Source organism: Pantoea sp. YU22 (assembly GCF_003970755.1).
GTDB classification, from domain to species: Bacteria; Pseudomonadota; Gammaproteobacteria; order Enterobacterales; family Enterobacteriaceae; genus Pantoea; species Pantoea piersonii.
In genome coordinates this window covers 136,510-162,849 of the sequence record NZ_RYDU01000002.1, presented here as the reverse complement: position 1 = coordinate 162,849, position 26,340 = coordinate 136,510, and the positions used below count along the sequence as shown (strand labels likewise).

Here is a 26,340-nt window from a genome sequence, read left to right as displayed (position 1 = left end):
TGATGGTAAAAATTTACGCACCGGCCTCGATTGGCAACGTCAGCGTCGGCTTTGATGTGCTGGGCGCGGCGGTGTCGCCGGTGGATGGGTCGCTGCTGGGCGACTGCGTCACGGTGGAAGCCGCGCAGCGCTTTTCGTTGCAGAACAGCGGACGCTTCGTCAGCAAACTGCCGGACGATCCCAAAGAGAATATCGTCTATCAGTGCTGGCAGCGTTTCTGCGAGGCGATCGGCGACGAGGTGCCGGTGGCGATGACGCTGGAGAAAAATATGCCGATCGGCTCTGGCCTCGGCTCCAGCGCCTGTTCGGTAGTGGCCGGTCTGATGGCAATGAACGAGTTTTGCGGCAAACCGCTCAGCGACACCCAGCTGCTGGCGCTGATGGGCGAGCTGGAAGGGCGGATTTCCGGCAGCGTGCACTATGACAACGTGGCGCCATGCTTCCTCGGCGGCATTCAACTGATGCTGGAAGAGAATGGCATCATCAGCCAGTCTGTGCCGGGATTCGACGACTGGCTGTGGGTAATGGCCTATCCGGGCATTAAGGTTTCTACTGCCGAAGCGCGCGCGATTCTGCCCGCGCAGTATCGCAAAGAGGATGTGATTAAACATGGCCGCCTGCTGGCCGGCTTTATTCATGCCTGCCATAGCGGTCAGCCGCTGCTGGCCGCTAAACTGATGCAGGATGTGATCGCCGAACCTTACCGCACCAAGCTGCTGCCGGGCTTTGCCGAGGCGCGGCTGGCTGCCGCCGATATCGGCGCGCTGGCCTGCGGCATCTCCGGTTCCGGCCCCACGCTTTTCGCCGTTTGCAATCAGATGGAAACGGCGCAGCGGATGGCAGACTGGCTGCGCCAGCACTATCTGCAGAATGATGAAGGCTTCGTCCATATTTGCCGTCTTGATACGGCTGGCGCACGTAAACTGGGATAACGCATGAAACTCTACAACCTTAAGGATCATAACGAGCAGGTGAGCTTTTCGCAGGCGGTGAAACAGGGCCTGGGCTCACAGCAGGGGCTGTTCTTCCCGCTTGAGCTGCCGGAATTCGAGCTGACCGATATCGACGCGATGCTGGAAATGGATTTTGTCAGCCGCAGCAGTAAGATTCTCTCCGCCTATATCGGCGATGAAATCGCGCCGCATCAGTTGGCCGAACGTGTAAAAACCGCTTTTGCGTTTCCCGCGCCAGTGGCGAAAGTCAGCGAAGATATCTCCTGCCTTGAGCTGTTCCACGGCCCGACGCTGGCGTTTAAAGATTTCGGCGGCCGTTTTATGGCGCAGATGCTCTCTTACGTGTCAGGCGCGGACGAGCAAATTACCATCCTGACCGCGACCTCCGGCGACACCGGCGCGGCAGTGGCGCACGCCTTTTACGGTATGGAAAACGTGCGCGTGGTGATCCTCTACCCGCAGGGCAAAATCAGCCCGCTGCAGGAAAAACTGTTCTGCACGCTGGGCGGCAATATCGAAACCATCGCCATCGACGGCGATTTCGACGCCTGCCAGGCGCTGGTTAAGCAGGCGTTCGACGATGAAGAGCTGAAAAAAGCGATTGGCCTGAACTCCGCTAACTCCATTAACATCAGCCGCCTGCTGGCGCAGATCTGCTACTACTTCGAAGCGGTCGCGCAGCTGCCGCAGGAGAAACGCAACCAGCTGGTGGTGTCGGTGCCGAGCGGCAACTTCGGCGATCTTACCGCAGGCCTGCTGGCGAAATCGCTGGGTCTGCCGATTAAGCGCTTTATCGCCGCCACCAACGCTAACGACACCGTGCCGCGCTTTCTGCAGGGCGGCAGCTGGACGCCGAACGCGACGGTCGCCACCCTGTCGAACGCCATGGATGTCAGCCAGCCGAATAACTGGCCGCGCGTGGAGGAGCTGTTCCGCCGTAAGACCTGGCGTCTGACCGATCTCGCCTACGGCGCGGTGAGCGACGAAACGACCGAAGCGACGATGCGCGAGCTGGCGGAGATCGGCTATATCTCCGAGCCGCATGCGGCTATCGCCTATCGCCTGCTGCGCGATCAGCTGCAGGAAGGGGAGTTTGGTCTGTTCCTCGGTACGGCGCATCCGGCGAAATTTAAGGAGAGCGTAGAGGCGATTCTGGGCCAGGCGCTGCCGCTGCCGCAGGAGCTGGCGGATCGCGCCGGGCTGCCGCTGCTGTCGCACAGTATGCAGGCTGATTTCGCGCCGCTGCGGGCGTTCCTTCTGAAGGCGTAACGGCTGACGGCGCGCCTGCTGTTAAGCGCGCCGGTTTACCCGGCTTTTGCGGGCATAAACCGGCGCGCTGCATTCCTGCTTAGTTATAAACAAGGTTAAAGGTCGCGCTGCTGCGGGCTTTTCCTGCCTCGATCCGCTCACTCGTCTGAATAGACTGCGCGCTGAACGCCAGCGACTAAACCTGGTACGCCCTATAGAGAGTGGCTAACACCGGCAATTCTGACTGTTAATTATTCTGGCTGAAGCGCAGCCAGAACACTTTACTTTTGCTCGTAGCGTTTAAAGACCAGTTCGTTCTCGCTGCTGCTGGCTTCATCGAAAAAATAGCCATCTACATCGAACGCTTTCAGCGCGTCGGGTGTGGTTAAGCGATGCTGGATCACGTAGCGGCTCATCAGCCCGCGCGCCTTTTTAGCGTAAAAGCTGATCACCTTAAACGCGCCATTCTTTTCGTCGAGGAAGACCGGCTTCACCAGACGGCCTTTTAGCTGCTTCGGCTTAATCGCCCGGAAATATTCATCTGACGCCAGGTTAATCAGCACGTCGTCGCCCTGTTGCTGCAGCGCGGCGTTGAGATTTTCCGTCAGCAGATCGCCCCAGAAGCTGTAGAGATCTTTGCCTGCCGGACTGGCCAGCTTAATACCCATCTCCAGGCGGTAGGGCTGCATAAGATCGAGCGGGCGCAGCACGCCATATAAGCCAGACAGCATGCGCAGATGCTGCTGAGCAAAGTCGAAATCCGCTTCGCTGAAGCTCTCCGCCTGCAGACCGGTATAGACGTCGCCTTTAAACGCCAGAATGGCCTGGCGCGCATTTTCCGGCGTGAAATCAGGCTGCCAGCTGTTGAAACGTTCAGCGTTCAGATGCGCCAGCTTGTCGCTGATGCCCATAAGCGAAGCGATCTGCGCCGGTGAGAGATCGCGCGCCACCTCAATCAGCTGTTGTGATTTTTCTAACAGCGCAGGCTGGGTAAAACGCTGGGTCGCCAGCGGGCTGGTAAAATCGAGCGTTTTGGCGGGTGAGATCACCATTAACATAGTCGCTTCCTCGGTTATCCCTTGTCATGACAGGGAAACTGTTAATTATCAGGCTGCCGAGTGTAACAAAAAAGCCGCAGCGACAGGCAAATCACAGCCATTCGTTAGCGCTATCGTAAACGGCATCTGGCGACCTTGCGCCTCGGTTGCCGCATGATATTATCGCAACAGCCTTTTTCACCCTGACATTACACAAGAGACAAGAGACATGACGGACAAACTGACCTCCTTGCGTCAACTCACCACCGTTGTCGCTGACACCGGCGATATCGCAGCAATGAAGCTCTACCAGCCGCAAGACGCCACTACTAACCCTTCTTTGATCCTTAACGCCGCGCAAATCCCGGAATACCGCAAGCTGATTGACGAAGCGATTAGCTGGGCGCGCGAGCAGAACGGCAGCAAAGATGAGCTGATTTCGCTGGTGTCGGATAAGCTGGCCGTCAACATTGGTCTGGAAATCCTCAAGCTGATCCCCGGCCGTATCTCGACTGAAGTCGATGCGCGTCTCTCTTACGACACCGAAGGTAGCATCGCCAAAGCGCGCAGCCTGATTAAACTCTACAACGATGCGGGCATCAGCAACGACCGTATCCTGATCAAACTGGCGTCGACCTGGCAGGGTATCCGCGCAGCGGAGCAGCTGGAAAAAGAGGGCATCAACTGTAACCTGACGCTGCTCTTCTCCTTCGCTCAGGCGCGCGCCTGTGCGGAAGCGGGCGTCTTCCTGATTTCGCCGTTCGTCGGCCGTATTCTCGACTGGTACAAAAATAACACCGACAAGAAAGAGTACGCGCCGCATGAAGATCCAGGCGTGGTGTCAGTGTCTGAAATCTACAGCTACTACAAGCAGCACGGTTATGAAACCGTGGTGATGGGCGCGAGCTTCCGTAACACAGGCGAGATCCTGGAACTGGCGGGCTGCGATCGTCTGACCATCTCCCCGGCGCTGCTGAAAGAGCTGGCGGAGAGCGAAGGTACGGTCGAGCGTAAGCTGAGCTACAGCGGCGAAGTCAAAGCGCGTCCGGCGAGAATGACCGAATCTGAGTTCCTGTGGCAGCATAACCAGGACCCGATGGCGGTTGCGAAGCTGGCGGAAGGTATCCGTAATTTCGCCGTCGATCAGGGCAAGCTTGAGAAAATGATCGCCGACCTGCTGTAATCTTTTGCCGTGGCGGCCAGGCCGCCACGGTTTTCTCTTTGCGCCACTTTCTATTATTCTTCCTGCTATTCCTCTCTTTTCACCGCTTTGCGGTCAACCCGGGTAACACATTCATGGATACTTTACGCATTGGCCTGATCTCCGTTTCCGATCGCGCCGCGAATGGCATTTATCAGGATCAGGGCATTCCCGCGCTGGAAGCCTGGCTCAGCAGCGCGCTGGCGACCCCTTTTACCACCGAAACCCGGCTGGTGCCGGATGAGCAGCCGCTGATTGAGCAGGCGATCTGCGAGCTGGTGGATGAGCGTTTCTGTCATCTGGTGCTGACCACCGGCGGCACCGGTCCGGCGCGCCGCGATGTGACGCCCGACGCGACGCTGGCGGTCGCCGATCGCGAGATGCCTGGTTTCGGCGAACAGATGCGCCAGATTAGCCTGCAGTTCGTGCCTACTGCTATTTTGTCGCGTCAGGTCGGCGTGATCCGTAAACAGTCGCTGGTGCTTAACCTGCCGGGACAGCCGAAGTCGATTAAAGAGACGCTGGAAGGGGTGAAGGATGCCGACGGCAAGGTAAAAGTGCCGGGTATTTTTGCTGCTGTACCTTATTGTTTACAGCTGCTGGAGGGTCCCTACGTTGATACGCATCGCAATGTGGTAGCAGCTTTTCGCCCTAAAAGCGCGATACGAGAGATAAATAACTAAATATTCGTCATTTCAGGCATAGCCTCTGGCGGCGCTGGTGTGGTGAAAGATGAACGGTATAGTAAGCCTGGGTTTACAATTCCTCTTTTACCTCTGGAACCGGTACGCTTATGGATTCACAAGCTGCTCATCGCCTGAACGCTCAGGATTATAAAACGTTGTCGCTGGCCGCGCTCGGTGGCGCGCTGGAGTTCTACGACTTTATTATTTTTGTCTTTTTCGCCGCGGTTATCGGCGAACTCTTTTTTCCGCCTGACATTCCTGACTGGCTGCGCCAGCTGCAAACCTTTGCGATCTTCGCTGCTGGCTATCTGGCGCGTCCGCTGGGCGGTCTGATTATGGCGCATTTCGGCGACAAGGTCGGGCGCAAGAAAATGTTCAGCCTGAGCATCCTGCTGATGGCGCTGCCCACGCTGGCGATGGGCGTGCTGCCTACCTATGACTCGGCGGGCATTATCGCGCCGCTGCTGATGTTGCTGCTGCGCCTGTTGCAGGGAGCGGCTATTGGCGGCGAAGTGCCGGGCGCCTGGGTGTTTGTGGCGGAGCACGTGCCGGAAAAACGCATCGGTTTCGCCTGTGGCACGCTGACCGCCGGGCTGACAATGGGCATCCTGCTGGGATCGCTGGTCGCGACCGCTATCAACAGCAGCATGACGCCGCAGATGGTCGCCAGTATCGGCTGGCGCATTCCTTTTTTTCTTGGCGGTCTGTTTGGGCTGCTGGCGATGTATCTGCGCCGCTGGCTGCATGAGACGCCGGTCTTTCAGCAGATGCAACAGCGCAAAATGCTGGCTGATACGCTGCCGCTGAAAACCGTGCTGACCCGCCATAAAGGTAGCGTTCTGCTCTCTATGCTGCTCACCTGGATGCTCTCCGCCTGTATTGTGGTGGTGATCCTGATGGCGCCTGCGCTGATGCAGAAACAGCACGGCATCAGCGCCGCGCTGAGTCTGCAGGCTAACTGCCTGGCGACGGTGATGCTGCTGGTGGGCTGCATAATCGCCGGATGGCTGGTGGACTGGATAGGCGCGGCGAAAACCCTGACAGGCGGCTCGCTGCTGCTGGCGGTCTGTAGCTGGCACTTCTTTGCCAGCCAGACGCCGGGTGCCAACGGCCTCTTCTTTAGCTATGGGCTGGCGGGGCTGAGCGTCGGTGTAGTGGGCGTGGTGCCCTTTTTGATGGTGCGCGCCTTTCCTGCGGCGGTGCGCTTCACCGGTATCTCATTCTCCTATAACGTCGCCTACGCCATCTTTGGCGGTCTGACGCCGATCTTCGTGACGCTGATCCTGCGGCTGACGCCGCTGGCGCCTGCCTGGTATGTGCTGGCGCTGGCGCTGACCGGGCTGATTATCGGGCTGTGGCTGCACAGTGCCGGACGGCAGGGCGCGCTGGCGAGTGAAACGCATCTGTAGTCAGTAATAGCCGCAGTACGCGACCCGCAGCTAATGCCTTAGCGATAAATTAACGCGCCTGTCTCCAGGCGCGTTACGCGCTTATTCGGCGGCTCTCTCTTTCGGCGTAACCGCCGCGCGCTTCATCAGCGGCGCGGTCAGCAGATAAACGAGGCAGGCAACGATAATCGAATTGAAAACCGGCACGCCGCGCTCAACCAGCAGCCCGGCGGCGCTGCCTGCGACGCTGGCGATCAGCGCAGGCCAGCCGATGAGCCGAGAAGTCGGCGGCAGCGCATTGCTGTCGCGGCTCTGCGCCAGCGTCTGGCGATCGGTTTTCAGCAGATAGTAATCGACAATCATTACGCCCAGCACCGGCGGGAAGACCACGCCCAGCAGCTCAAGAAAATCCACGAAGCGATCGAGAATACCCAGCACGGAGCAGAGCGTGCCAAGGAAGCCCAGCAGCAGCGTAATCACGCTGTAGCGCGGTTTAAAGCCGGTCAGCCCTTCCGTAGCGTTGGCGATGCCCAGCGCCGAGGAGTAGAGGTTAAGGTCGTTAATGCGCAGGGTTGAGAAGACCACCGCGAACAGCCCCAGCGTGCTGGTGGTCTGGGTAATAATGGCAATAATGTCGGAGGTATGCAGCTCTTTCGCTATCAGGATAGCCAGCCCGTTAACGCCATACTCGCCTGCGAGGATGGTCAACAGCGTGATGGCGAAAACGTCTTTGCCGCTGCGTGAGAAACGCGTCAGATCCGGGGTCATCAGGCTGGCGAGAATGGCGCCGCCAATCACCATGGTAATGGCGGCGCTCACCGTAATGGTCTCCGTCGCGGCGACCGACGGTATGCCGCTTCCCGTTTCACCGTGGAACGCGTGCCAGAAAATCCAGCCAACCAGCGCGATAAACAGCGGCACCGCCACGCGCGCGGTAAAGCGCAACGCTTTAAAGCCAAAGGCGACCAGCAGGGTCAGTACTGCGCCTGACAAGGAGGCGGACTGCGCGAAGCTCAGTTTGTCCCCCAGGGCGTAGCTTAGCGAGCGGGCGAAAACCGCATTCTGGATGCCAAACCAGCCCAGCAGGCTGACGGCGACCAGTAGTCCGATCAGGACCGAGCCGTGGCGGCCGAAGCCGCACCAGCGTGCCAGCAGAGTGCCTGATAAGCCTTCGCGCATCCCGGCATAGCCGAGCGCGAAAGTCAGAAAGCCAAACAGCAGGCTTGCCAGAGTGATGGCGGTGAAGGCTTCGCCGAGCGTCATGCTGTTGCCCAGCACGGCACCGAGCATAAACTGATCGAGCGCGGTCAGCATGCCCATATGCACAATGGCGACGCTAAGCAGCGAGAGCCTTTCGCCCGCAGGCACCCGGCTCAACGGGTAGTCATCAAATTTACTCACAACAGGTTTTCCTTGCCGGTTTAAATAAAAGAGACGCCTTTACTGAGCAGTTTCTCTGGCAGATAGTTCTCCAGCGACTCAGCGCGGCAGTACTGCTCGAACTGTTGCAGCGAGTGCACGCCCGCCTTTTGGTAAAGGGTGGCGATGCGATTGCCGATGGTCTTCACGCTGAGGTTGTAAATCCTGGCGATCTCTTTGGCACTGAATCGCCTGAGCAGCAGAAAGATCACATCCAGTTCGGCAGGGGTAAAAAGAGGGTGTTCGAGCTGCGTCGTCAGCACAGAGGCCTTTTGCGGATGAATAAACGTCAGCGCGGTGATGCTCTCCAGCGGTCGTGCATTCCAGATGCAGCCCAGGAAAACGTTGCGGCTATCGAATACCGGATATTTTTCGCTGATAAAAGGTGTGAGATAGTTTTTGCCATACCAGTAATGGGTTTCTATAACCGCAACGCCGGTGTTCAGCGCTCTGGCTTTTTCATCATGCTCACAAAATTCATCAGCGCAGTCGCTCCAGGGCGTGGGAAACTCATTATCTTTTTTGCCCTCTAATGAATAGTTTTTCGGCGTGGCGGTATATAACCTCGCCGCGCTATTCATATATAGATGCTGCGACGCTGCATCTTTAAACCCCCATGGCGTGGGTAATAGATCCATGGTAGTGGCAAAGGCGGCAAGAAAATCGTCGATACTGCGATATGGGCTGCCCATAGCGCCTCGCTGATTAAGTGCGGGTTATAATCTTTTTGCCAGATAATAACGGGCAAAGCGCTGCGCATAGCCATCCTGTTCGCCATAGACGCGATAGCCGAGCTTTTCATAAAATCCGCGCGCCTGAAAGCTTAAGGTATCCACCACAGCCATATGGCAGCCGCGGCTGCGCGCCTCTTCTTCGGCTTTTTGCATCAGCTGACGCCCTGTGCCGTGCTGGCGATGAGCCTCATCTATCCATAAATAGTGAATATCCAGCGTGCCGAACCAGGTGTGAGCCAGCAGGCCGCCCTTAATATGTTGATCGTCATCGTACAATATAACGTTCAGCGGCTTCATATTAACGTCGGCGAAGCGGCTATTATGCTGCCAGAGCTGCTGAATAATATATTCTTCGGTCTGACGGTCCTCAATATGGCCGATCTTTATTTCCATATAATAATGCCCATATGATAGAAATATGAATAGAGACAGGAGGGATGGAAAACTTCCGGAATTTTCATTATTACCATGTGGCTCAGTCGGACGCAAGGGCTAATATTACCCCTGCGGAATAAAAGGTCTGATATTATGATAGCGGCAGTTGTTTGATGGATATGGCATCCGCATATTCGCTGACATCAGGGAAAATCGACAAGTAATTTAGTTTTGCGATAATAACGATAATATATTTTTGTCAGTCCTGTGCTGGCCTGACCGCTCCACACCGCACTTGCTCAACACTGCGTTCACAAGGCCGCGCTTTGCGCGGCCTTTTTCTTTGCTTCAGCAACGTACGGACTGCGCGCGGCTCAGAAAAGGCTGGTCTGAAAAAAAATTTTCTTTTAACCCTTGATGCGCTTCGAAGCGGCCCCATTTAGTTGTCATCGAGCGTTGTGAGCCCGGAAAAAAAGCGAGTCACGGCGGTTGAAAGCCAACAAAGCGACCGCATTAAGGGGTCACAACCCAAATTGACAAAGAATTTAAGTGGGAGACGTTTAGATGGGTAAGATTATTGGTATTGACCTGGGTACAACCAACTCTTGTGTTGCGATCATGGACGGCACGAAAGCGCGCGTACTGGAGAATGCCGAAGGCGATCGCACCACGCCTTCAATTATTGCTTATACGCAGGATGGCGAAACTCTGGTGGGCCAACCGGCTAAACGTCAGGCGGTGACCAACCCGCAGAACACGCTGTTCGCTATCAAGCGTCTGATCGGCCGTCGTTTCCAGGACGAAGAAGTGCAGCGTGATATCAAAATCATGCCGTACAAAATTACCTCTTCCGACAATGGCGATGCCTGGCTGGAAGTAAAAGGTCAGAAAATGGCGCCGCCGCAGATCTCTGCGGAAGTGCTGAAAAAAATGAAAAAGACCGCAGAAGATTATCTTGGCGAGCCGGTCACCGAAGCCGTTATTACCGTTCCGGCCTACTTTAACGATGCGCAGCGTCAGGCGACAAAAGACGCCGGCCGTATCGCCGGTCTGGAAGTAAAACGCATTATCAACGAACCGACCGCAGCGGCGCTGGCCTACGGCCTGGATAAAGGTCAGGGCAACCGCACCATCGCGGTATACGACCTGGGCGGCGGTACGTTCGATATCTCTATTATCGAAATCGACGAAGTCGACGGTGAAAAAACCTTCGAAGTGCTGGCGACCAACGGTGATACCCACCTGGGTGGTGAAGACTTCGACAGCCGTCTGATCAACTATCTGGTAGCGGAATTCAAGAAAGATCAGGGCATCGATCTGCACAACGATCCGCTGGCAATGCAGCGTCTGAAAGAAGCCGCAGAGAAAGCGAAAATCGAGCTCTCTTCCGCGCAGCAGACCGACGTTAACCTGCCGTACATCACGGCGGACGCAACGGGCCCGAAACACCTGAACATCAAAGTGACCCGCGCTAAGCTGGAGTCGCTGGTAGAAGATCTGGTCAGCCGTTCTATCGAACCGCTGAAAGTGGCGCTGCAGGATGCGGGACTCTCTGTTTCCGACATCAACGACGTCATCCTGGTCGGTGGTCAGACGCGTATGCCGATGGTACAGGCTAAAGTGGCGGAGTTCTTCGGTAAAGAGCCGCGTAAAGACGTTAACCCGGATGAAGCGGTCGCCGTAGGCGCTGCGGTACAGGGCGGCGTGCTGGCGGGCGACGTAAAAGACGTACTGCTGCTGGACGTAACCCCGCTGTCGCTGGGTATCGAAACCATGGGCGGCGTGATGACTTCGCTGATCAGCAAGAACACCACGATTCCGACCAAACACAGCCAGGTGTTCTCAACGGCTGAAGATAACCAGTCTGCCGTGACCATTCACGTGCTGCAGGGCGAGCGTAAGCGTTCAAGCGATAACAAATCGCTGGGCCAGTTCAACCTGGACGGCATTCAGCCGGCACCGCGTGGTATGCCGCAGATCGAAGTAACCTTCGATATCGATGCGGACGGCATCCTGCACGTCTCAGCCAAAGACAAGAACAGCGGTAAAGAGCAGAAGATCACCATCAAAGCCTCTTCCGGCCTGAACGAGGATGAGATCGAAAAAATGGTTCGCGATGCAGAAGCGAACGCTGAATCGGATCGTAAGTTCGAAGAGCTGGTACAGACCCGTAACCAGGGCGACCAGATTGCGCACAGCACGCGTAAGCAGCTGGAAGAAGCGGGCGATAAACTCTCCGCCGACGATAAAGCGCCAATCGAGTCCGCGCTGAGCGAGCTGGAAACGGCACTGAAAGGCGAAGACAAAGAGGCGATCGACGCTAAGATGCAGGCGCTGATGCAGGTTTCCAGCAAGCTGATGGAAGCGGCGCAGCAGCAGGCACAGGCGGGCGGCGCGGATGCAGCCGACGCTTCTGCGAAGAAAGACGACGACGTGGTCGACGCTGAATTCGAAGAAGTGAAAGACAACAAAAAATAATTGCCCCTGACCGGGCGCGACGGTTGGCCTGACAGCCGTTGAAACCAGCACGGGCGTAGGAGTTCTCTCCACGCCCGTGCGAGCATGTTAAGGGCTAAAAATGGCGAAGAGTGACTACTACGAGATTTTAGGCGTCTCCAAATCCGCGGACGAACGTGAAATTAAAAAGGCGTACAAACGCCTGGCGATGAAGTTTCACCCCGATCGCAATCCGGGTGATAAAGAGGCTGAAGCCAAATTTAAAGAGGTCAAGGAAGCCTACGAAATCCTGACCGACGCGCAGAAGCGCGCGGCATACGATCAGTACGGTCATGCGGCGTTTGAACAGGGCGGTATGGGCGGCGGTGGATTCGGTGGCGGCGGCTTCGGCGGCGGCGCGGACTTCAGCGATATCTTTGGCGACGTCTTCGGCGACATCTTTGGCGGCGGTCGTCGTCAGCGCGCAGCGCGCGGCGCCGATTTACGCTACAACATGGAGCTGACGCTGGAAGAAGCGGTGCGCGGCGTGACCAAAGAGATCCGCATCCCGACGCTGCAGGAGTGTGACGTTTGCCACGGCAGCGGGGCGAAAGCGGGCTCTCAGCCGCAAACCTGTCCGACCTGTCATGGCGCAGGCCAGGTGCAGATGCGTCAGGGCTTCTTTACCGTACAGCAGGCCTGTCCGACCTGTCACGGCCGCGGTTCGGTGATTAAAGATCCGTGCAACGCCTGTCATGGCCACGGCCGCGTCGAGAAGTCGAAAACCCTGTCGGTGAAAATCCCCGCAGGCGTCGATACCGGCGACCGCATTCGTCTGAGCGGCGAAGGCGAAGCAGGAGAGCAGGGCGCGCCAGCAGGCGATCTCTACGTTCAGGTTTCGGTGAAGAAACACCCGATCTTCGAGCGTGAAGATAATAACCTTTACTGCGAAGTGCCGATTAACTTTGCTATGGCGGCGCTGGGCGGCGAAATCGAAGTACCGACGCTGGATGGCCGCGTGAAGCTGAAAGTACCGGCTGAAACCCAGACCGGCAAGCTGTTCCGTATGCGCGGCAAAGGGGTGAAATCGGTACGCGGCGGCGCGGTCGGCGATCTGCTGTGTCGTGTCGTGGTGGAAACGCCAGTCAATCTGAATGAAAAACAGAAAAAGCTGCTGCGCGATCTGGAAGAGAGCTTCGGCGGTCCGACCGGCGAGAACAACAGCCCGCGTTCAAAAAGCTTTTTCGACGGCGTGAAGAAGTTTTTTGACGACCTGACCCGCTAAACCGCACTCAGTGAAAATGAAGCCAGCGCTCTGTCGCTGGCTTTTTTTTGCCCGTCGTTACGCGATTAACCCACGCCTGATAATAAACCGCGATTACAACCTGTTATTATTATGACTCTGTACGTTTTTTATTTTCTGGGAAGGATGATTTGTGAATATCGGGCTTAAAAAATTGCTTAATAATGACGCCACCAGCGGCGTCGTGCTGATCCTGGCGGCTGCGCTGGCGATGTTTCTGGCGAATAACGCCGCTACGCAGCAGGCTTATCAAAACCTGCTGGCCGTGCCGGTAGAGTTTCGCTTTGGCTCGCTCGATATCAGCAAGAACCTGCTGCTGTGGATCAATGACGCGCTGATGGCGCTCTTCTTTCTGATGGTCGGCTTAGAAGTGAAGCGCGAACTGGTGATGGGCGCGCTGGCGAAGCGCGAGCAGGCGGTTTTTCCGCTGATTGCCGCGCTGGGCGGCATGCTGGTGCCGGGCCTGCTGTTTCTGGCGTTTAACGGCGCGGATGAGGCCACGCGCAGCGGCTGGGCGATTCCTACCGCCACCGATATCGCTTTTGCGCTGGGCATCCTCGCGCTGCTGGGCAGCCGCGTGCCGCCAGCGCTGAAAATCTTTCTGATGGCGCTGGCGATTATCGACGATCTCGGCGCGATTGTGATTATTGCGCTCTTCTACACCAGCGATATGTCGATGACGGCGCTGGGCGTCGCTGCGCTGGCGATTGTGGTGCTGGCGGCGATGAATTTGCTCAACGTGCGCAATACCGGGCTCTATCTGCTGGTCGGTATGGTGCTGTGGACCGCCGTGCTGAAGTCAGGCGTTCATGCGACGCTGGCGGGCGTCGTGGTGGGCTTCCTGATTCCGCTGAAAAAGGAGGAGGGACACTCACCCGCTATTCATCTTGAGCATGCGCTGCATCCCTGGGTGCGCTGGCTGATCCTGCCGCTGTTCGCCTTCGCCAACGCGGGCGTGTCGCTGGATGGCGTTCACGCAGGGGATATCTTCTCGCTGCTGCCGTTGGGGATTATGGCGGGACTGCTGATTGGCAAACCCGCAGGCATTACGCTCTTCTGCTGGCTGGCGGTAAAATTCAGGCTGGCATCGCTGCCGAAAAACACCCATCTCGCGGATATCGCCGCGGTCGGCGTGCTGTGCGGCATCGGTTTTACTATGTCGATTTTTATCGCCTCGCTGGCCTATGGCGAGAGCAATCCGCAGCTGATCACGCTGGCGAAGCTGGGTATTTTGCTGGGGTCGATTCTGTCGGCGGTAGCGGGCTATCTGATTCTGAGGCTGCGTCTGGCGCAACGTGCCGCTTAATTGAGACGAAAAAAAACCGGCTAAGCGCCGGTTCTTTTTACAAAGCGATAAACAAAGGCTTACGCCATTTTGTTGATCTGAGCAGTCAGGTTAGCTTTATGACGTGCAGCTTTGTTTTTGTGGATCAGACCTTTAGCAGCCTGACGGTCCACGATCGGTTGCATTTCGTTAAATGCGTTCTGCGCAGCAGCTTTGTCGCCAGCTGCGATCGCCGCGTATACTTTCTTAACGAAAGTACGCATCATAGAACGACGGCTCGCGTTATGCTTGCGACGTTTTTCAGATGTTACGGCGCGTTTCTTAGCTGATTTGATATTAGCCAAGGTCCAACTCCCAAATGTGTTCTATATGGACAAATCAAAGGCCGAGGACTATGCCTTTTGAGCCTTCTTTTGTCAATGGATTTGTGCAAATAAGCGTCGTTTTACAAACCACGCCCGGTTACGTAATTGATGGCGCAAGATTCTACCAGCTTCCCCTCCCTGAATACAGCCTTTCCCAACAAAATTCTCTGAGGAGAGGGCGACGCGCGCCAGCCCCGGAGAAATGGCGCGTTCTGCCCAGGAAAGGTGGCGTTGACGGGTTAACCTTCGCCGGTTTCAAGGGTATAATCCGCCGATTTCCACCGGTTTGAGTCAGCCATGAAGTTTATCCGCGGTATTCATAATTTAAACGAGCAGCATCGCGGCTGCGTCCTGACCATTGGTAACTTCGACGGCGTGCATCGCGGCCATCAGGCGCTGATGGCGCGCCTGTGCGAAGAGGGACGAAAACGCCAGCTCCCGGTGATGGTGATGCTGTTTGAGCCGCAGCCGCTTGAACTGTTTGCCGGAGACAAAGCGCCGGCGCGTCTGACGCGCCTGCGGGAGAAGCTGAAATTCCTGGCGGAGGCGGGCGTCGATCGCGTGCTCTGCGTACGCTTTGACCGTCGCTTCGCCGCGCAGTCGGCGCAGTGTTTTATCACCGATCTGCTGGTGGATAAGCTGGGCGTCAGGTACCTGGCGGTGGGGGATGATTTCCGCTTTGGCGCTGGTCGTCAGGGCGATTTCCTGTTATTACAGAAGGCCGGTGCCGAATACGGCTTTGATGTCGTCAGCACCGAAACCTTCTGCGACGGCGGCAAGCGCATCAGCAGCACCGCCGTGCGTCAGGCGCTGGCCGATGACGATTTAGCGCTGGCGCAAACGCTGCTGGGCCATCCTTTCAGTATCTCTGGCCGCGTCGTGCACGGCGATGCACTGGGACGCACCATCGGTTTTCCCACCGCGAATATCCCGTTACGCCGCGTTGTCTCGCCGGTGAAAGGCGTTTATGCGGTGGAGGTGCTCGGCCTGGGCGCGCCCGTTCCCGGCGTCGCTAATATCGGCACGCGTCCAACGGTAAAAGGATTGCGTCAGCAGCTTGAAGTTCACCTGCTTGACATCAATATCAATCTGTACGGAAAGCACATTGATGTGGTGCTGAAGCATAAGATACGTAACGAGCAGCGCTTTGCCTCACTGGAGGCGTTGAAAGAACAAATTGCGAAAGATGTGGTAACCGCCCGGCGCTTCTTTGGGCTTTAACCCCGCAAAATACGGAAACGAGAATCTGATGAGTGACTATAAATCTACCCTGAATTTGCCCGAAACGGGGTTCCCGATGCGCGGCGATCTTGCCAAACGCGAGCCGGGAATGCTGCAACGCTGGTATGATGACAACCTGTACGGCATCATCCGCGAAGCCAAAAAAGGGAAAAAAACCTTTATCCTGCATGACGGCCCTCCCTATGCGAACGGCAGCATTCATATTGGTCACTCAGTTAACAAGATTCTGAAAGACATTATCGTTAAGTCGAAAGGCATGGCGGGCTTCGATTCGCCTTACGTGCCGGGCTGGGACTGCCACGGTCTGCCGATCGAACATAAGGTCGAGCAGATGATCGGTAAGCCGGGCGAGAAAGTGACGCCAGCCGAATTCCGCGAAGCGTGTCGCAAGTACGCCGCTGAGCAGGTAGAAGGGCAGAAAGCGGACTTTATCCGCCTCGGCGTGCTGGGTGACTGGGAGCGTCCTTACCTGACGATGAACTTCCAGACCGAAGCCAACATCATTCGCGCGCTGGGCAAGATCATCGGCAACGGCCATCTGCATAAAGGCGCCAAGCCGGTGCACTGGTGTCTGGACTGCCGTTCTGCGCTGGCGGAAGCGGAAGTCGAATACTATGACAAAACCTCGCCTTCTATCGATGTGATGTTCAACGCGGTGGATCGCGACGCGGTACGCGCTAAATTTGGCGACGCGCCGGTGAACGGCCCGATCTCGCTGGTGATCTGGACCACCACGCCCTGGACCATGCCGGCTAACCGCGCCATCTCGCTGCATCCGGAGTTCGATTATCAGCTGGTGCAGATCGACGGGCGCGCGCTGATCCTTGCGAAAGAGCTGACTGAGAGCGTGCTGAAGCGCGCAGGCGTCACCGAGTGGACCGTGCTGGGCGAATGCAAGGGCGCGGCGCTGGAGCGTCTCACCTTCCAGCATCCTTTCCTGGTGAACATCCAGTCGCCGGTGGTGCTGGGCGAGCACGTGACGCTCGACGCCGGTACCGGCGCCGTGCATACCGCACCGGGCCACGGTCCGGACGACTATGTCATCGGCCAGAAATATGGCATCGAGGTAGCGAATCCGGTGGGTCCGGACGGCACCTATCTGCCAGGCACCTATCCGACGCTCGACGGCCTGAATGTATTCAAGGCTAACGACGTCATCGTCGAGCTGCTGAAAGAGAAAGGCGCGCTGCTGCATGTGGAAAAGCTGCTGCACAGCTACCCGCACTGCTGGCGTCATAAAACGCCGATTATCTTCCGTGCGACGCCGCAGTGGTTTATCAGCATGGATCAGAAAGGGCTGCGCGCGCAGTCGCTGAAAGAGATCAAAGGCGTTCAGTGGATCCCGGACTGGGGTCAGGCGCGCATCGAAGCGATGGTAGCGAACCGTCCTGACTGGTGTATCTCTCGTCAGCGCACCTGGGGCGTGCCGATGGCGCTGTTCGTGCATAAAGAGACCGAGCAGCTGCATCCCGATACGCTGGCGCTGATGGAGAAAGTCGCGCAGCGCGTTGAGCAGGATGGCATTCAGGCGTGGTGGGATCTCGATCCGCGCGACCTGATGGGCGACGACGCCGACAACTATGTGAAGGTGCCGGATACGCTGGACGTCTGGTTCGACTCCGGCTCTACCAGCTATGCCGTCGTCGACGCGCGTCCGGAATTTGGCGGCCACTCTGCCGACATGTATCTGGAAGGCTCCGACCAGCATCGCGGCTGGTTTATGTCATCGCTGATGATCTCTACCGCGATGAAGGGCAAAGCGCCTTATCGTCAGGTACTGACCCACGGCTTTACCGTGGATGGTCAGGGCCGCAAGATGTCCAAGTCGATCGGCAACACCGTATCGCCGCAGGACGTGATGAACAAACTGGGCGCGGATATTCTGCGTCTGTGGGTCGCCTCTACCGACTATTCCGGCGAGATGGCGGTCTCCGACGAGATCCTGAAACGCTCCGCCGACGCCTATCGTCGTATCCGTAACACCGCGCGCTTCCTGCTGGCGAACCTTAACGGTTTCAACCCAGAGACCGATATGGTTAAACCGGAAGAGATGGTGGTGCTGGATCGCTGGGCGGTTGGCCGCGCGCAGGCTGCGCAGGCGGATATTGTCGCTTCTTACGAAAACTACGACTTCCATGAAGTTATCCAGCGCCTGATGCAGTTCTGCTCGGTAGAGATGGGTTCTTTCTATCTGGATATCATCAAGGATCGCCAGTACACCGCGAAAGGCGACAGCCTGGCGCGCCGCAGCTGTCAGACTGCGCTGTGGCACATCGTTGAGGCGCTGGTGCGCTGGATGGCGCCGATCATGTCCTTTACCGCTGATGAAATCTGGGGCTATCTGCCGGGCAAACGCGCGCAGTACGTCTTCACAGAGGAGTGGTATGAGGGCCTGTTTGGTCTGTCGCAGGATGAAGTGCTGAACGATGCCTACTGGGCGGAGCTGCTGAAAGTGCGCGGTGAAGTCAACAAGGCGATCGAGCAGGCGCGCAGCGACAAGCGTATCGGCGGCGCGCTGGAAGCGACCGTCACGCTCTATGCCGATGCGGCGCTGGCGGCGAAGCTGCAGGCGCTGGGCGACGAGCTGCGCTTTGTGCTGCTGACGTCGGGCGCGACGGTGGCGGATTACGCGCTGGCCAGCGAAGAAGCGCAGCAAAGCGAACTGGTAAAAGGTCTGAAAATCGCGCTGCACAAAGCAGAAGGCGAGAAGTGCCCGCGCTGCTGGCATTACACTACGGACGTCGGCCAGAACGCGGAGCATCTTGCCGTGTGCGGTCGTTGTTATACCAACCTGGCCGGTAACGGCGAAGAGCGTAAATTTGCCTGATGCGTAAACCTATTCTCTCAACCGGCTTACGCTGGGTATGGCTGGTGCTGGCGGTGATCCTGGTCGATTTCGCCAGCAAACAGTGGGTGATGAACAACATGATGCTGCATGAAACGCAGCCGCTGATGCCGTTCCTCAACCTGTTCTACGCGCACAACTACGGTGCGGCGTTCAGCTTCCTGGCGGATAAAGGCGGCTGGCAGCGCTGGTTCTTCGCTGGCATCGCCATCGCTATCGTGGTGGCCTTGCTGGTGATGATGTACCGCAGCCGCGCCAGCCAGAAAATCGTTAATATCGCCTACGCGCTGATTATCGGCGGTGCGGCAGGCAACCTGTTCGATCGTGCTTATCACGGATTTGTCGTCGACTTTATCGACTTCTATATTGGTGACTGGCACTTCGCCACCTTTAATATCGCTGACTGCGGCATCTGTATCGGCGCCGCGTTAGTGGTGCTGGAGGGCTTTTTCAGCCCCTCCGGCAAACAGGCAAAACAAGGGTAAGCCATGACAGTCTCTGTACAGCGCGACAGCGCAGTGCTGCTGCATTTCACGCTGAAGCTGGAGGACGGCTCTGTTGCGGAGTCGACCTCCGCTTCCGGCAAACCGGCGCTGTTCCGTCTGGGCGACGGCAGCCTTTCCGCTGCGCTGGAGCAGGAGCTGCTGGGACTGAAGGCGGGAGACAAGCACGCCTTTACGCTGGAGCCGGAAGCGGCTTTCGGCACCGTCAGCCCCGATCTGATCCAGTACTTTTCGCGCCGCGATTTCATTAATGCGGGCGAGCCGGAAATCGGCGCCATTATGCTCTTTACCGGCATGGGCGGCAGTGAAATGCCTGGCGTGATCCGCGATATTTCCGGCGATTCCATTACGGTGGATTTCAATCATCCGCTGGCCGGTCATCAGGTTCATTTCGATATCGACGTGCTGGAAGTCGATCCGGTACTGGAGGCAAACGATGCAAATCCTGCTGGCTAACCCGCGCGGCTTCTGCGCTGGCGTCGATCGCGCCATCAGCATCGTCGAGCGTGCGCTGGAGATGTACGGCGCGCCGATTTATGTGCGTCATGAAGTGGTGCATAACCGCTACGTGGTAAACAGCCTGCGCGAGCGCGGCGCGATCTTTATTGAAGAGATCAGCGAAGTGCCGGATAACGCCATACTGATTTTTTCCGCGCACGGCGTCTCGCAGGCGGTTCGCGCGGAAGCGAAGGCGCGCAGTTTGACGATGCTGTTCGACGCCACCTGTCCGCTGGTGACCAAGGTTCATATGGAGGTCGCGCGCGCCAGCCGCAAAGGCGTGGAAGCGATCCTGATCGGCCATGCGGGCCACCCGGAAGTGGAAGGCACCATGGGCCAGTACAGCAACCCTAACGGCGGCATGTATCTGGTGGAGTCGCCGGAAGATGTGTTTAAGCTGCAGGTAAAGGATGAGAGCAATCTCTGCTTTATGACGCAGACCACACTGTCGGTTGATGACACCTCTGATGTGATCGATGCGCTGCGCACCCGTTTTCCGGCGATTATCGGCCCGCGCAAGGATGATATCTGCTACGCCACCACCAACCGTCAGGAAGCGGTGCGCGTGCTGGCACGCGATGCGGAAGTGGTGCTGGTGGTCGGATCGAAGAACTCCTCAAACTCTAATCGCCTGGCGGAACTGGCGCAGCGCGCCGGCAAGCTGGCGAAGCTCATCGATTCCGCGGACGATATTCAGGAAGAGTGGGTAAAAGGCGTAGAGTGCATCGGCGTGACGGCTGGGGCATCCGCGCCGGATGTTCTGGTGCAGCAGGTGATCCAGCGTCTGCGCGAGCTGGGCGGCGAGGCGGTGATCGAACTGATCGGACGTGAAGAGAACATCGTGTTTGAAGTACCCAAAGAGCTGCGCGTCGAAGTACGCAACGTGCAGTAACGCACGGGTATCCGCTTGCTGAAAGGCCGACTCTGTTCGGCCTTTTTTATTGGCTAAACGTCGCCGTCCCTTCAACGGAATTGCTTTTACTGATAATCGGTAAGCGCTACCCTGAAATTCTTATTATCCCCTGTTAATAGTGGCGTGTCTGTTAACTGACCGTTAACCTGATAACGCTTTGCATGCATAAATTTGTATCAGGAATGAATAAATATGAGTAATTACCGCATTGCCGTCGTAGGCGCGTCTGGCCGTATGGGGCGCAACCTGATTGAAGCGACGCACCAGACAGAAGGCGTCGAGCTGGGCGCAGCGCTGGTACGCCCAGGCTCTTCGCTGGCAGGCAGCGACGCTGGCGAACTGGCCGGAGTGGGCAAAAACGGCGTCATCATCACGGATGATTTACGCAGCGTAATGGATGATTTCGACGTGCTGGTGGATTTCACTCGCCCTGAAGGCACGCTCCACTATCTGGCGCTGTGCCGCGAATACAACAAGGCGATGGTAATCGGCACAACCGGTTTTGACGAGGCGGGCAAAGCCGCCATCCAGGCGGCTTCCGCTGATATCGCTATCGTGTTTGCCGCCAACTTCAGCGTCGGCGTAAATCTGGTGCTTAAGCTGCTGGAGAAAGCGGCGAAGGTCATGGGCGACTACGCTGATATCGAAATCATCGAAGCGCACCATCGTCATAAAGTCGATGCCCCTTCCGGCACTGCGCTGGCGATGGGTGAAGCCATTGCTGACGCCATGAGCTGGGATTTGAAAGATCACGCTGTTTACGCGCGCGAAGGCCATACCGGCGAACGTAAACCGCAGACTATCGGCTTCGCCACAGTGCGCGCGGGCGATATCGTCGGTGAACATACCGCAATGTTTGCTGATACTGGCGAGCGCGTAGAGATAACCCACAAGGCTTCCAGCCGTATGACCTTTGCAAATGGGGCGGTTAAGGCGGCATTGTGGCTTAAAGAGCGCAAAAACGGGGTTTATGATATGCGAGATGTGCTGGATTTATCGATGTTGTAATTGATTTGTACCCTCGTGATGTGGTTATTTCAATCTGTAATCTATTGATTGTAAAGGGCGATATTTTTATCGCCCTTAATTTTGTTATAAAATAAGCTTTACTATGCTTTTTTTAATCCTTTCTCTGTAAATTAAGATTTTTCCCTTCTCTTCGGTCTGTAAAAAGAACAATTTTGACCAAATGGTCAAAAAAAAGAGGCTTCAGGCACCCGGTTTATCTTTTTTTGGTCAGGCAACCGATTATTCCGCCTGTTAATCTCTCTTTTTCACGCCTTATGTCGCGTTTTAACATTCAGTGACCCGAAAAGGGTAAAAAAATCGCTGTTCAGGGTAGACAATCAGCAGGGCGATCATTAGAATGCGCGCAATTTGCCAAAAATCGACCATTCAGGCGGTTTTTGCCTTGATTCAGGGCCAAATTTTGAATTAATATGCAAATATTGTGACTGTTTATTCCCTGGAGGATGTTTTGATTAAGTCAGCGCTCTTGGTTCTGGAAGACGGAACCCAATTCCACGGTCGGGCCATAGGGGCAACGGGATCGGCAGTGGGGGAGGTCGTTTTCAATACGTCAATGACCGGTTATCAAGAAATACTCACTGATCCCTCCTATTCCCGCCAGATCGTCACCCTCACTTATCCCCATATCGGCAATGTTGGCGTTAACGCCGCCGACGCAGAGTCCACCCAAATTCACGCACAAGGCCTGGTTATTCGCGACCTGCCGCTGCTTGTCAGCAACTTCCGCAGTGAAGAGAGCCTGTCAGCTTACCTGCAGCGCAATAACATCGTCGCTATTGCCGATATCGACACCCGCAAGCTGACGCGCCTGCTGCGCGAAAAAGGGGCGCAAAACGGCTGCATTATCGCGGGCGATAACCCGGACGCCGCGCTGGCGCTGCAGAAAGCCCAGGCGTTCCCGGGTCTGAAAGGGATGGATCTGGCGAAAGAGGTCACAACGGCGGAAACTTACAGCTGGCAGCAGGGTTCATGGACGCTGGAAGATGGGCTGCCGCAACCGCAGAGCGCAGAGGCGCTGCCGTATCATGTCGTCGCTTACGATTACGGCGTTAAATTCAATATCTTTCGCATGCTGGTGGATCGCGGCTGCCGCCTGACGGTTGTGCCGGCGCAGACGCCAGCCGATGAAGTGCTGAAGCTTAATCCAGACGGCATTTTCCTCTCTAACGGACCGGGCGATCCGGAGCCGTGCGATTACGCCATCAGCGCGATTAAAACTTTCCTTGAAACCGAAGTCCCGGTGTTCGGCATCTGCCTTGGCCATCAGCTGCTGGCGCTGGCGAGCGGTGCGAAAACCGTGAAAATGAAGCTTGGCCACCACGGCGGCAACCATCCGGTGCAGGATCTCGACAACAACAGCGTCATGATCACCGCGCAAAACCATGGCTTCGCCGTTGATGACGCCAGCCTGCCTGCGAACCTGCGCGTGACGCATATTTCGCTGTTCGACAAAACGGTGCAGGGCATTCACCGCACTGACAAACCGGCGTTCAGCTTCCAGGGACACCCGGAAGCGAGCCCCGGCCCGCATGATGCAGCGCCGTTGTTTGACCACTTTATTGAACTGATCGAAGCCTACCGTTCGAAAGCCAGGTAATCAGGAGCCCGAAGATGCCAAAACGTACTGATATAAAATCCATCCTGATCCTTGGCGCTGGCCCAATCGTCATCGGCCAGGCCTGTGAATTTGACTACTCTGGCGCGCAGGCATGTAAGGCGCTGCGCGAAGAGGGCTACCGCGTTATTCTGGTGAACTCCAACCCGGCGACCATTATGACCGACCCGGAAATGGCCGATGCGACCTATATCGAGCCGATTCACTGGGAAGTCGTACGCAAAATTATTGAAAAAGAGCGCCCGGACGCGGTGCTGCCGACCATGGGCGGCCAGACCGCGCTGAACTGCGCGCTTGAGCTGGAACGCCAAGGCGTGCTGGAAGAGTTCGGCGTGACCATGATTGGCGCGACGGCAGACGCAATCGACAAGGCGGAAGATCGGCAGCGCTTCGATAAGGCGATGAAAGCTATCGGCCTGGAAACCGCGCGGTCAGGTATCGCCCATACCATGGAAGAGGCGCTGAAGGTCGCTGAAGATGTTGGCTTCCCGTGTATTATCCGTCCCTCGTTCACCATGGGCGGCACCGGCGGCGGCATCGCCTACAACCGCGAAGAGTTTGAAGAGATTTGCGAGCGCGGTCTGGATCTCTCGCCTACTAATGAACTGCTGATCGATGAGTCGCTGATTGGCTGGAAAGAGTATGAGATGGAAGTGGTGCGCGACAAAAACGACAACTGCATCATTGTCTGCTCTATCGAAAACTTCGACGCCATGGGCATTCACACCGGCGACTCTATTACCGTCGCGCCAGCGCAGACGCTGACCGATAAAGAGTACCAGATCATGCGTAACGCCTCGCTGGCGGTACTGCGTGAAATCGGCGTAGAGACCGGCGGCTCCAACGTGCAGTTCTCGGTTAACCCGAAGAATGGCCGTCTGATTGTTATCGAAATGAACCCGCGCGTCTCGCGCTCCTCGGCGCTCGCCTCTAAAGCGACCGGCTTCCCGATTGCCAAAGTAGCGGCCAAGCTGGCGGTCGGCTTCACGCTTGACGAGCTGATGAACGATATTACCGGCGGCCTGACGCCAGCGTCGTTCGAACCCTCTATCGACTACGTCGTGACGAAGATTCCACGCTTTAACTTCGAGAAATTCGCTGGCGCTAACGACCGTCTGACTACGCAGATGAAATCAGTGGGCGAGGTGATGGCGATTGGTCGTACCTTCCAGGAGTCGATGCAGAAAGCGCTGCGCGGTCTGGAAGTGGGCGCAAACGGCTTTGATCCGAAAGTGCACCTTGATGACGCCGACGCGCTGACCCGCATTCGTCGCGAGCTCAAGGACGCTGGCGCCGAGCGTATCTGGTACATCGCCGATGCGTTCCGTGCCGGTATGTCGGTCGACGGCGTCTTTAATCTGACCAATATCGATCGCTGGTTCCTGGTGCAAATCGAGGAGCTGGTACGTCTGGAAGAGCAGGTGGCGCGCGAAGGCGTCAACAGCCTGAGCCAGCCGTTCCTGCGCGCGCTGAAGCGCAAAGGCTTTGCCGATGCGCGACTGGCGACGCTGGCGGGCGTCTCGGAAGGCGAGATCCGCAAGCTGCGTCAGCAGTTCAATCTGCATCCGGTCTATAAGCGTGTCGATACCTGCGCGGCGGAGTTCGCGACCGATACCGCCTATATGTACTCTACTTATGAAGAGGAGTGCGAGGCGAACCCCAACCAGGACCGTGACAAGATTATGGTGCTGGGCGGCGGTCCCAACCGTATCGGCCAGGGAATTGAGTTCGACTACTGCTGCGTGCACGCCGCGCTGGCGCTGCGCGAAGACGGGTTCGAAACCATTATGGTGAACTGCAACCCGGAAACGGTTTCAACTGACTATGACACCTCTGACCGTCTCTACTTTGAGCCGGTAACGCTGGAAGACGTGCTGGAAATCGTGCGCATCGAGCAGCCGAAAGGCGTGATCGTGCAGTACGGCGGCCAGACGCCGCTGAAGCTGGCGCGTGCGCTGGAAGCGGCGGGCGTGCCGGTTATCGGCACCAGCCCGGACGCTATCGACCGTGCCGAAGATCGCGAGCGCTTCCAGCAGGCAGTTGATCGCCTGAATCTGAAGCAGCCGGCCAACGCCACCGTCACTACGCTGGAGCAGGCCGTTGAGAAAGCGGCCAGCATAGGCTATCCGCTGGTGGTGCGTCCTTCATATGTGCTGGGCGGCCGCGCGATGGAAATTGTCTACGACGAGATCGACCTCAAGCGCTACTTCCAGACCGCCGTCTCTGTTTCCAACGACGCACCGGTACTGCTGGACCGCTTCCTGGATGATGCAGTGGAAGTCGACGTCGACGCCATCTGCGACGGTGAGCGCGTGCTGATCGGCGGCATCATGGAGCACATTGAGCAGGCGGGTGTGCACTCAGGCGACTCCGCCTGTTCGCTGCCAGCCTACACGCTGAGCGAGGAGATTCAGAACGTCATGCGCCAGCAGGTTGAGCGTCTGGCCTTTGAGCTCAACGTGCGCGGCCTGATGAACGTGCAGTTCGCGGTGAAGGACAACGAGGTTTACCTGATTGAGGTCAACCCACGCGCCGCGCGTACCGTGCCGTTCGTCTCCAAAGCTACCGGCGTACCGCTGGCGAAAGTAGCGGCACGCGTGATGGCGGGCAAAACGCTGGCCGAGCAGGGCGTCACGAAAGAGGTGATCCCGCCCTACTACTCAGTGAAAGAGGTGGTGCTGCCGTTCAACAAATTCCAGGGCGTGGATCCGATTCTCGGCCCGGAAATGCGTTCCACCGGCGAGGTGATGGGCGTTGGACGTACCTTTGCCGAAGCCTTCTCTAAAGCGATGCTGGGTGCGCAGAGCAATATGAAGAAGAGCGGCCGCGCGCTGCTGTCGGTACGTGAAGGCGACAAGAAGCGCATCGTCGATCTGGCGGCTAAGCTGCTGAAGTTAGGGTTTGAACTGGACGCCACCCACGGCACTGCAGTGGTGCTGGGCGAAGCGGGCATTAATCCACGTCTGGTGAATAAGGTGCACGAAGGGCGACCGCATATTCAGGATCGCCTGAAGAACGGCGAATATACCTATATCGTTAACACGACCGCTGGCCGTCAGGCGATTGAAGATTCACGCGTCATTCGTCGCAGCGCGCTGCAGTATAAAGTGCACTATGACACTACGTTGAATGGCGGCTTCGCCACGGCGATGTCGCTGAATGCGGATCCCACGGAAAAAGTGATTTCTGTTCAGGAAATGCACGCGCTTATTAACGGTTAATTTCCGTTCATAATTAAACGGCCCTTTTGGGCCGTTTTTTTTAT

Annotated in this window: 21 protein-coding genes; 16 read left to right on the top strand and 5 right to left on the bottom strand. The window is 57.1% G+C overall.

The genetic code is table 11. The annotated features are described in order from the left end of the window. Positions 1-2: 2 nt before the first annotated feature. The gene (gene thrB / locus EKL29_RS05160; protein WP_120455902.1) at positions 3-932 is read left to right on the top strand and encodes a homoserine kinase; all 930 of its coding nucleotides are present in this window, start codon (positions 3-5) and stop codon (positions 930-932) included. A gap of 3 nt (positions 933-935) precedes the next feature. Further along, the gene (gene thrC, locus EKL29_RS05155) at positions 936-2,222 is read left to right on the top strand and encodes a threonine synthase (RefSeq protein ID WP_120455622.1); all 1,287 of its coding nucleotides are present in this window, start codon (positions 936-938) and stop codon (positions 2,220-2,222) included. A 260-nt stretch (positions 2,223-2,482) separates the two neighbouring features. Here the strand turns inward: thrC and yaaA are convergent, their stop codons facing one another. Further along, a complete protein-coding gene (gene yaaA / locus EKL29_RS05150; RefSeq protein WP_120455624.1) occupies positions 2,483-3,259 on the bottom strand; it encodes a peroxide stress protein YaaA in 777 nt (258 codons plus the stop codon). A gap of 208 nt (positions 3,260-3,467) precedes the next feature. Between yaaA and tal the strand changes: the two genes are divergently transcribed. The 3 genes from tal (at position 3,468) to EKL29_RS05135 (ending at position 6,534) form a co-directional block, all read left to right on the top strand. Beyond that, complete coding sequence (tal, locus tag EKL29_RS05145) at positions 3,468-4,421, top strand: transaldolase (RefSeq protein WP_126689045.1); 954 nt, start codon at positions 3,468-3,470, stop codon at positions 4,419-4,421. Between the two features lie 113 nt (positions 4,422-4,534). Further along, positions 4,535-5,122 carry a molybdopterin adenylyltransferase gene (gene mog, locus EKL29_RS05140; RefSeq protein ID WP_126689044.1) on the top strand — a complete coding sequence of 196 codons (588 nt, stop codon included), beginning with the start codon at positions 4,535-4,537 and terminating at the stop codon, positions 5,120-5,122. Positions 5,123-5,232: 110 nt separating this feature from the next. After that, positions 5,233-6,534: an MFS transporter gene (locus EKL29_RS05135; protein ID WP_126689043.1), complete on the top strand. Its 1,302-nt coding sequence runs from the start codon at positions 5,233-5,235 to the stop codon at positions 6,532-6,534. An 81-nt stretch (positions 6,535-6,615) separates the two neighbouring features. On the opposite strand, the gene EKL29_RS05130 is transcribed toward EKL29_RS05135, so the two are convergent. From EKL29_RS05130 to EKL29_RS05120, 3 genes are read right to left on the bottom strand one after another with little or no spacing between them, the layout of a single operon-like run. Then, entirely contained in the window at positions 6,616-7,914 is a 1,299-nt protein-coding gene (locus tag EKL29_RS05130; protein WP_126689042.1) for a cytosine permease, read from the bottom strand. 20 nt (positions 7,915-7,934) lie between these two features. After that, positions 7,935-8,624, bottom strand: a complete 690-nt coding sequence (locus EKL29_RS05125) for a PAS and helix-turn-helix domain-containing protein (protein WP_126689041.1) — start codon at positions 8,622-8,624, stop codon at positions 7,935-7,937. A gap of 24 nt (positions 8,625-8,648) precedes the next feature. Then, positions 8,649-9,059 (bottom strand): N-acetyltransferase, encoded by a 411-nt coding sequence (locus tag EKL29_RS05120; protein ID WP_120455637.1) that lies wholly within the window; start codon positions 9,057-9,059, stop codon positions 8,649-8,651. A 546-nt stretch (positions 9,060-9,605) separates the two neighbouring features. On the opposite strand from EKL29_RS05120, the gene dnaK reads away from it, so the two are divergent. The 3 genes from dnaK to nhaA all read left to right on the top strand — a co-directional run bounded on the left by dnaK (position 9,606) and on the right by nhaA (position 14,086). Beyond that, positions 9,606-11,519, top strand: a complete 1,914-nt coding sequence (gene dnaK, locus EKL29_RS05115) for a molecular chaperone DnaK (RefSeq protein ID WP_120455639.1) — start codon at positions 9,606-9,608, stop codon at positions 11,517-11,519. Positions 11,520-11,619: 100 nt separating this feature from the next. After that, complete coding sequence (gene dnaJ / locus EKL29_RS05110; protein WP_120455641.1) at positions 11,620-12,762, top strand: molecular chaperone DnaJ; 1,143 nt, start codon at positions 11,620-11,622, stop codon at positions 12,760-12,762. Between the two features lie 151 nt (positions 12,763-12,913). Next, the gene (gene nhaA / locus EKL29_RS05105) at positions 12,914-14,086 is read left to right on the top strand and encodes a Na+/H+ antiporter NhaA (RefSeq protein WP_120455643.1); all 1,173 of its coding nucleotides are present in this window, start codon (positions 12,914-12,916) and stop codon (positions 14,084-14,086) included. A gap of 59 nt (positions 14,087-14,145) precedes the next feature. On the opposite strand, the gene rpsT is transcribed toward nhaA, so the two are convergent. Further along, on the bottom strand, positions 14,146-14,409 hold the full coding sequence (gene rpsT, locus EKL29_RS05100; protein ID WP_033749434.1) for a 30S ribosomal protein S20: 264 nt from the start codon (positions 14,407-14,409) through the stop codon (positions 14,146-14,148). A 318-nt stretch (positions 14,410-14,727) separates the two neighbouring features. On the opposite strand from rpsT, the gene ribF reads away from it, so the two are divergent. From ribF to carB, 8 genes are all read left to right on the top strand, one after another. After that, on the top strand, positions 14,728-15,651 hold the full coding sequence (ribF, locus tag EKL29_RS05090; protein ID WP_120455645.1) for a bifunctional riboflavin kinase/FAD synthetase: 924 nt from the start codon (positions 14,728-14,730) through the stop codon (positions 15,649-15,651). A gap of 28 nt (positions 15,652-15,679) precedes the next feature. Continuing rightward, complete coding sequence (gene ileS, locus EKL29_RS05085; RefSeq protein WP_126689040.1) at positions 15,680-18,499, top strand: isoleucine--tRNA ligase; 2,820 nt, start codon at positions 15,680-15,682, stop codon at positions 18,497-18,499. Further along, positions 18,499-19,002 (top strand): signal peptidase II, encoded by a 504-nt coding sequence (gene lspA, locus EKL29_RS05080; RefSeq protein ID WP_120455647.1) that lies wholly within the window; start codon positions 18,499-18,501, stop codon positions 19,000-19,002. Before ileS ends, lspA begins: the two co-directional genes overlap by 1 nt. Positions 19,003-19,005: 3 nt before the next feature. Next, entirely contained in the window at positions 19,006-19,476 is a 471-nt protein-coding gene (fkpB, locus tag EKL29_RS05075; protein WP_120455649.1) for an FKBP-type peptidyl-prolyl cis-trans isomerase, read from the top strand. Then, positions 19,457-20,410 carry a 4-hydroxy-3-methylbut-2-enyl diphosphate reductase gene (ispH, locus tag EKL29_RS05070; RefSeq protein ID WP_120455651.1) on the top strand — a complete coding sequence of 318 codons (954 nt, stop codon included), beginning with the start codon at positions 19,457-19,459 and terminating at the stop codon, positions 20,408-20,410. The genes fkpB and ispH overlap by 20 nt, the downstream gene beginning before the upstream one ends. 213 nt (positions 20,411-20,623) lie before the next feature. Then, on the top strand, positions 20,624-21,439 hold the full coding sequence (gene dapB, locus EKL29_RS05065; RefSeq protein WP_126689039.1) for a 4-hydroxy-tetrahydrodipicolinate reductase: 816 nt from the start codon (positions 20,624-20,626) through the stop codon (positions 21,437-21,439). 469 nt (positions 21,440-21,908) lie between these two features. Beyond that, on the top strand, positions 21,909-23,057 hold the full coding sequence (gene carA, locus EKL29_RS05060) for a glutamine-hydrolyzing carbamoyl-phosphate synthase small subunit (protein WP_126689038.1): 1,149 nt from the start codon (positions 21,909-21,911) through the stop codon (positions 23,055-23,057). Positions 23,058-23,071: 14 nt separating this feature from the next. Then, complete coding sequence (gene carB, locus EKL29_RS05055) at positions 23,072-26,296, top strand: carbamoyl-phosphate synthase large subunit (RefSeq protein ID WP_126689037.1); 3,225 nt, start codon at positions 23,072-23,074, stop codon at positions 26,294-26,296. Positions 26,297-26,340 lie beyond the last annotated feature (44 nt).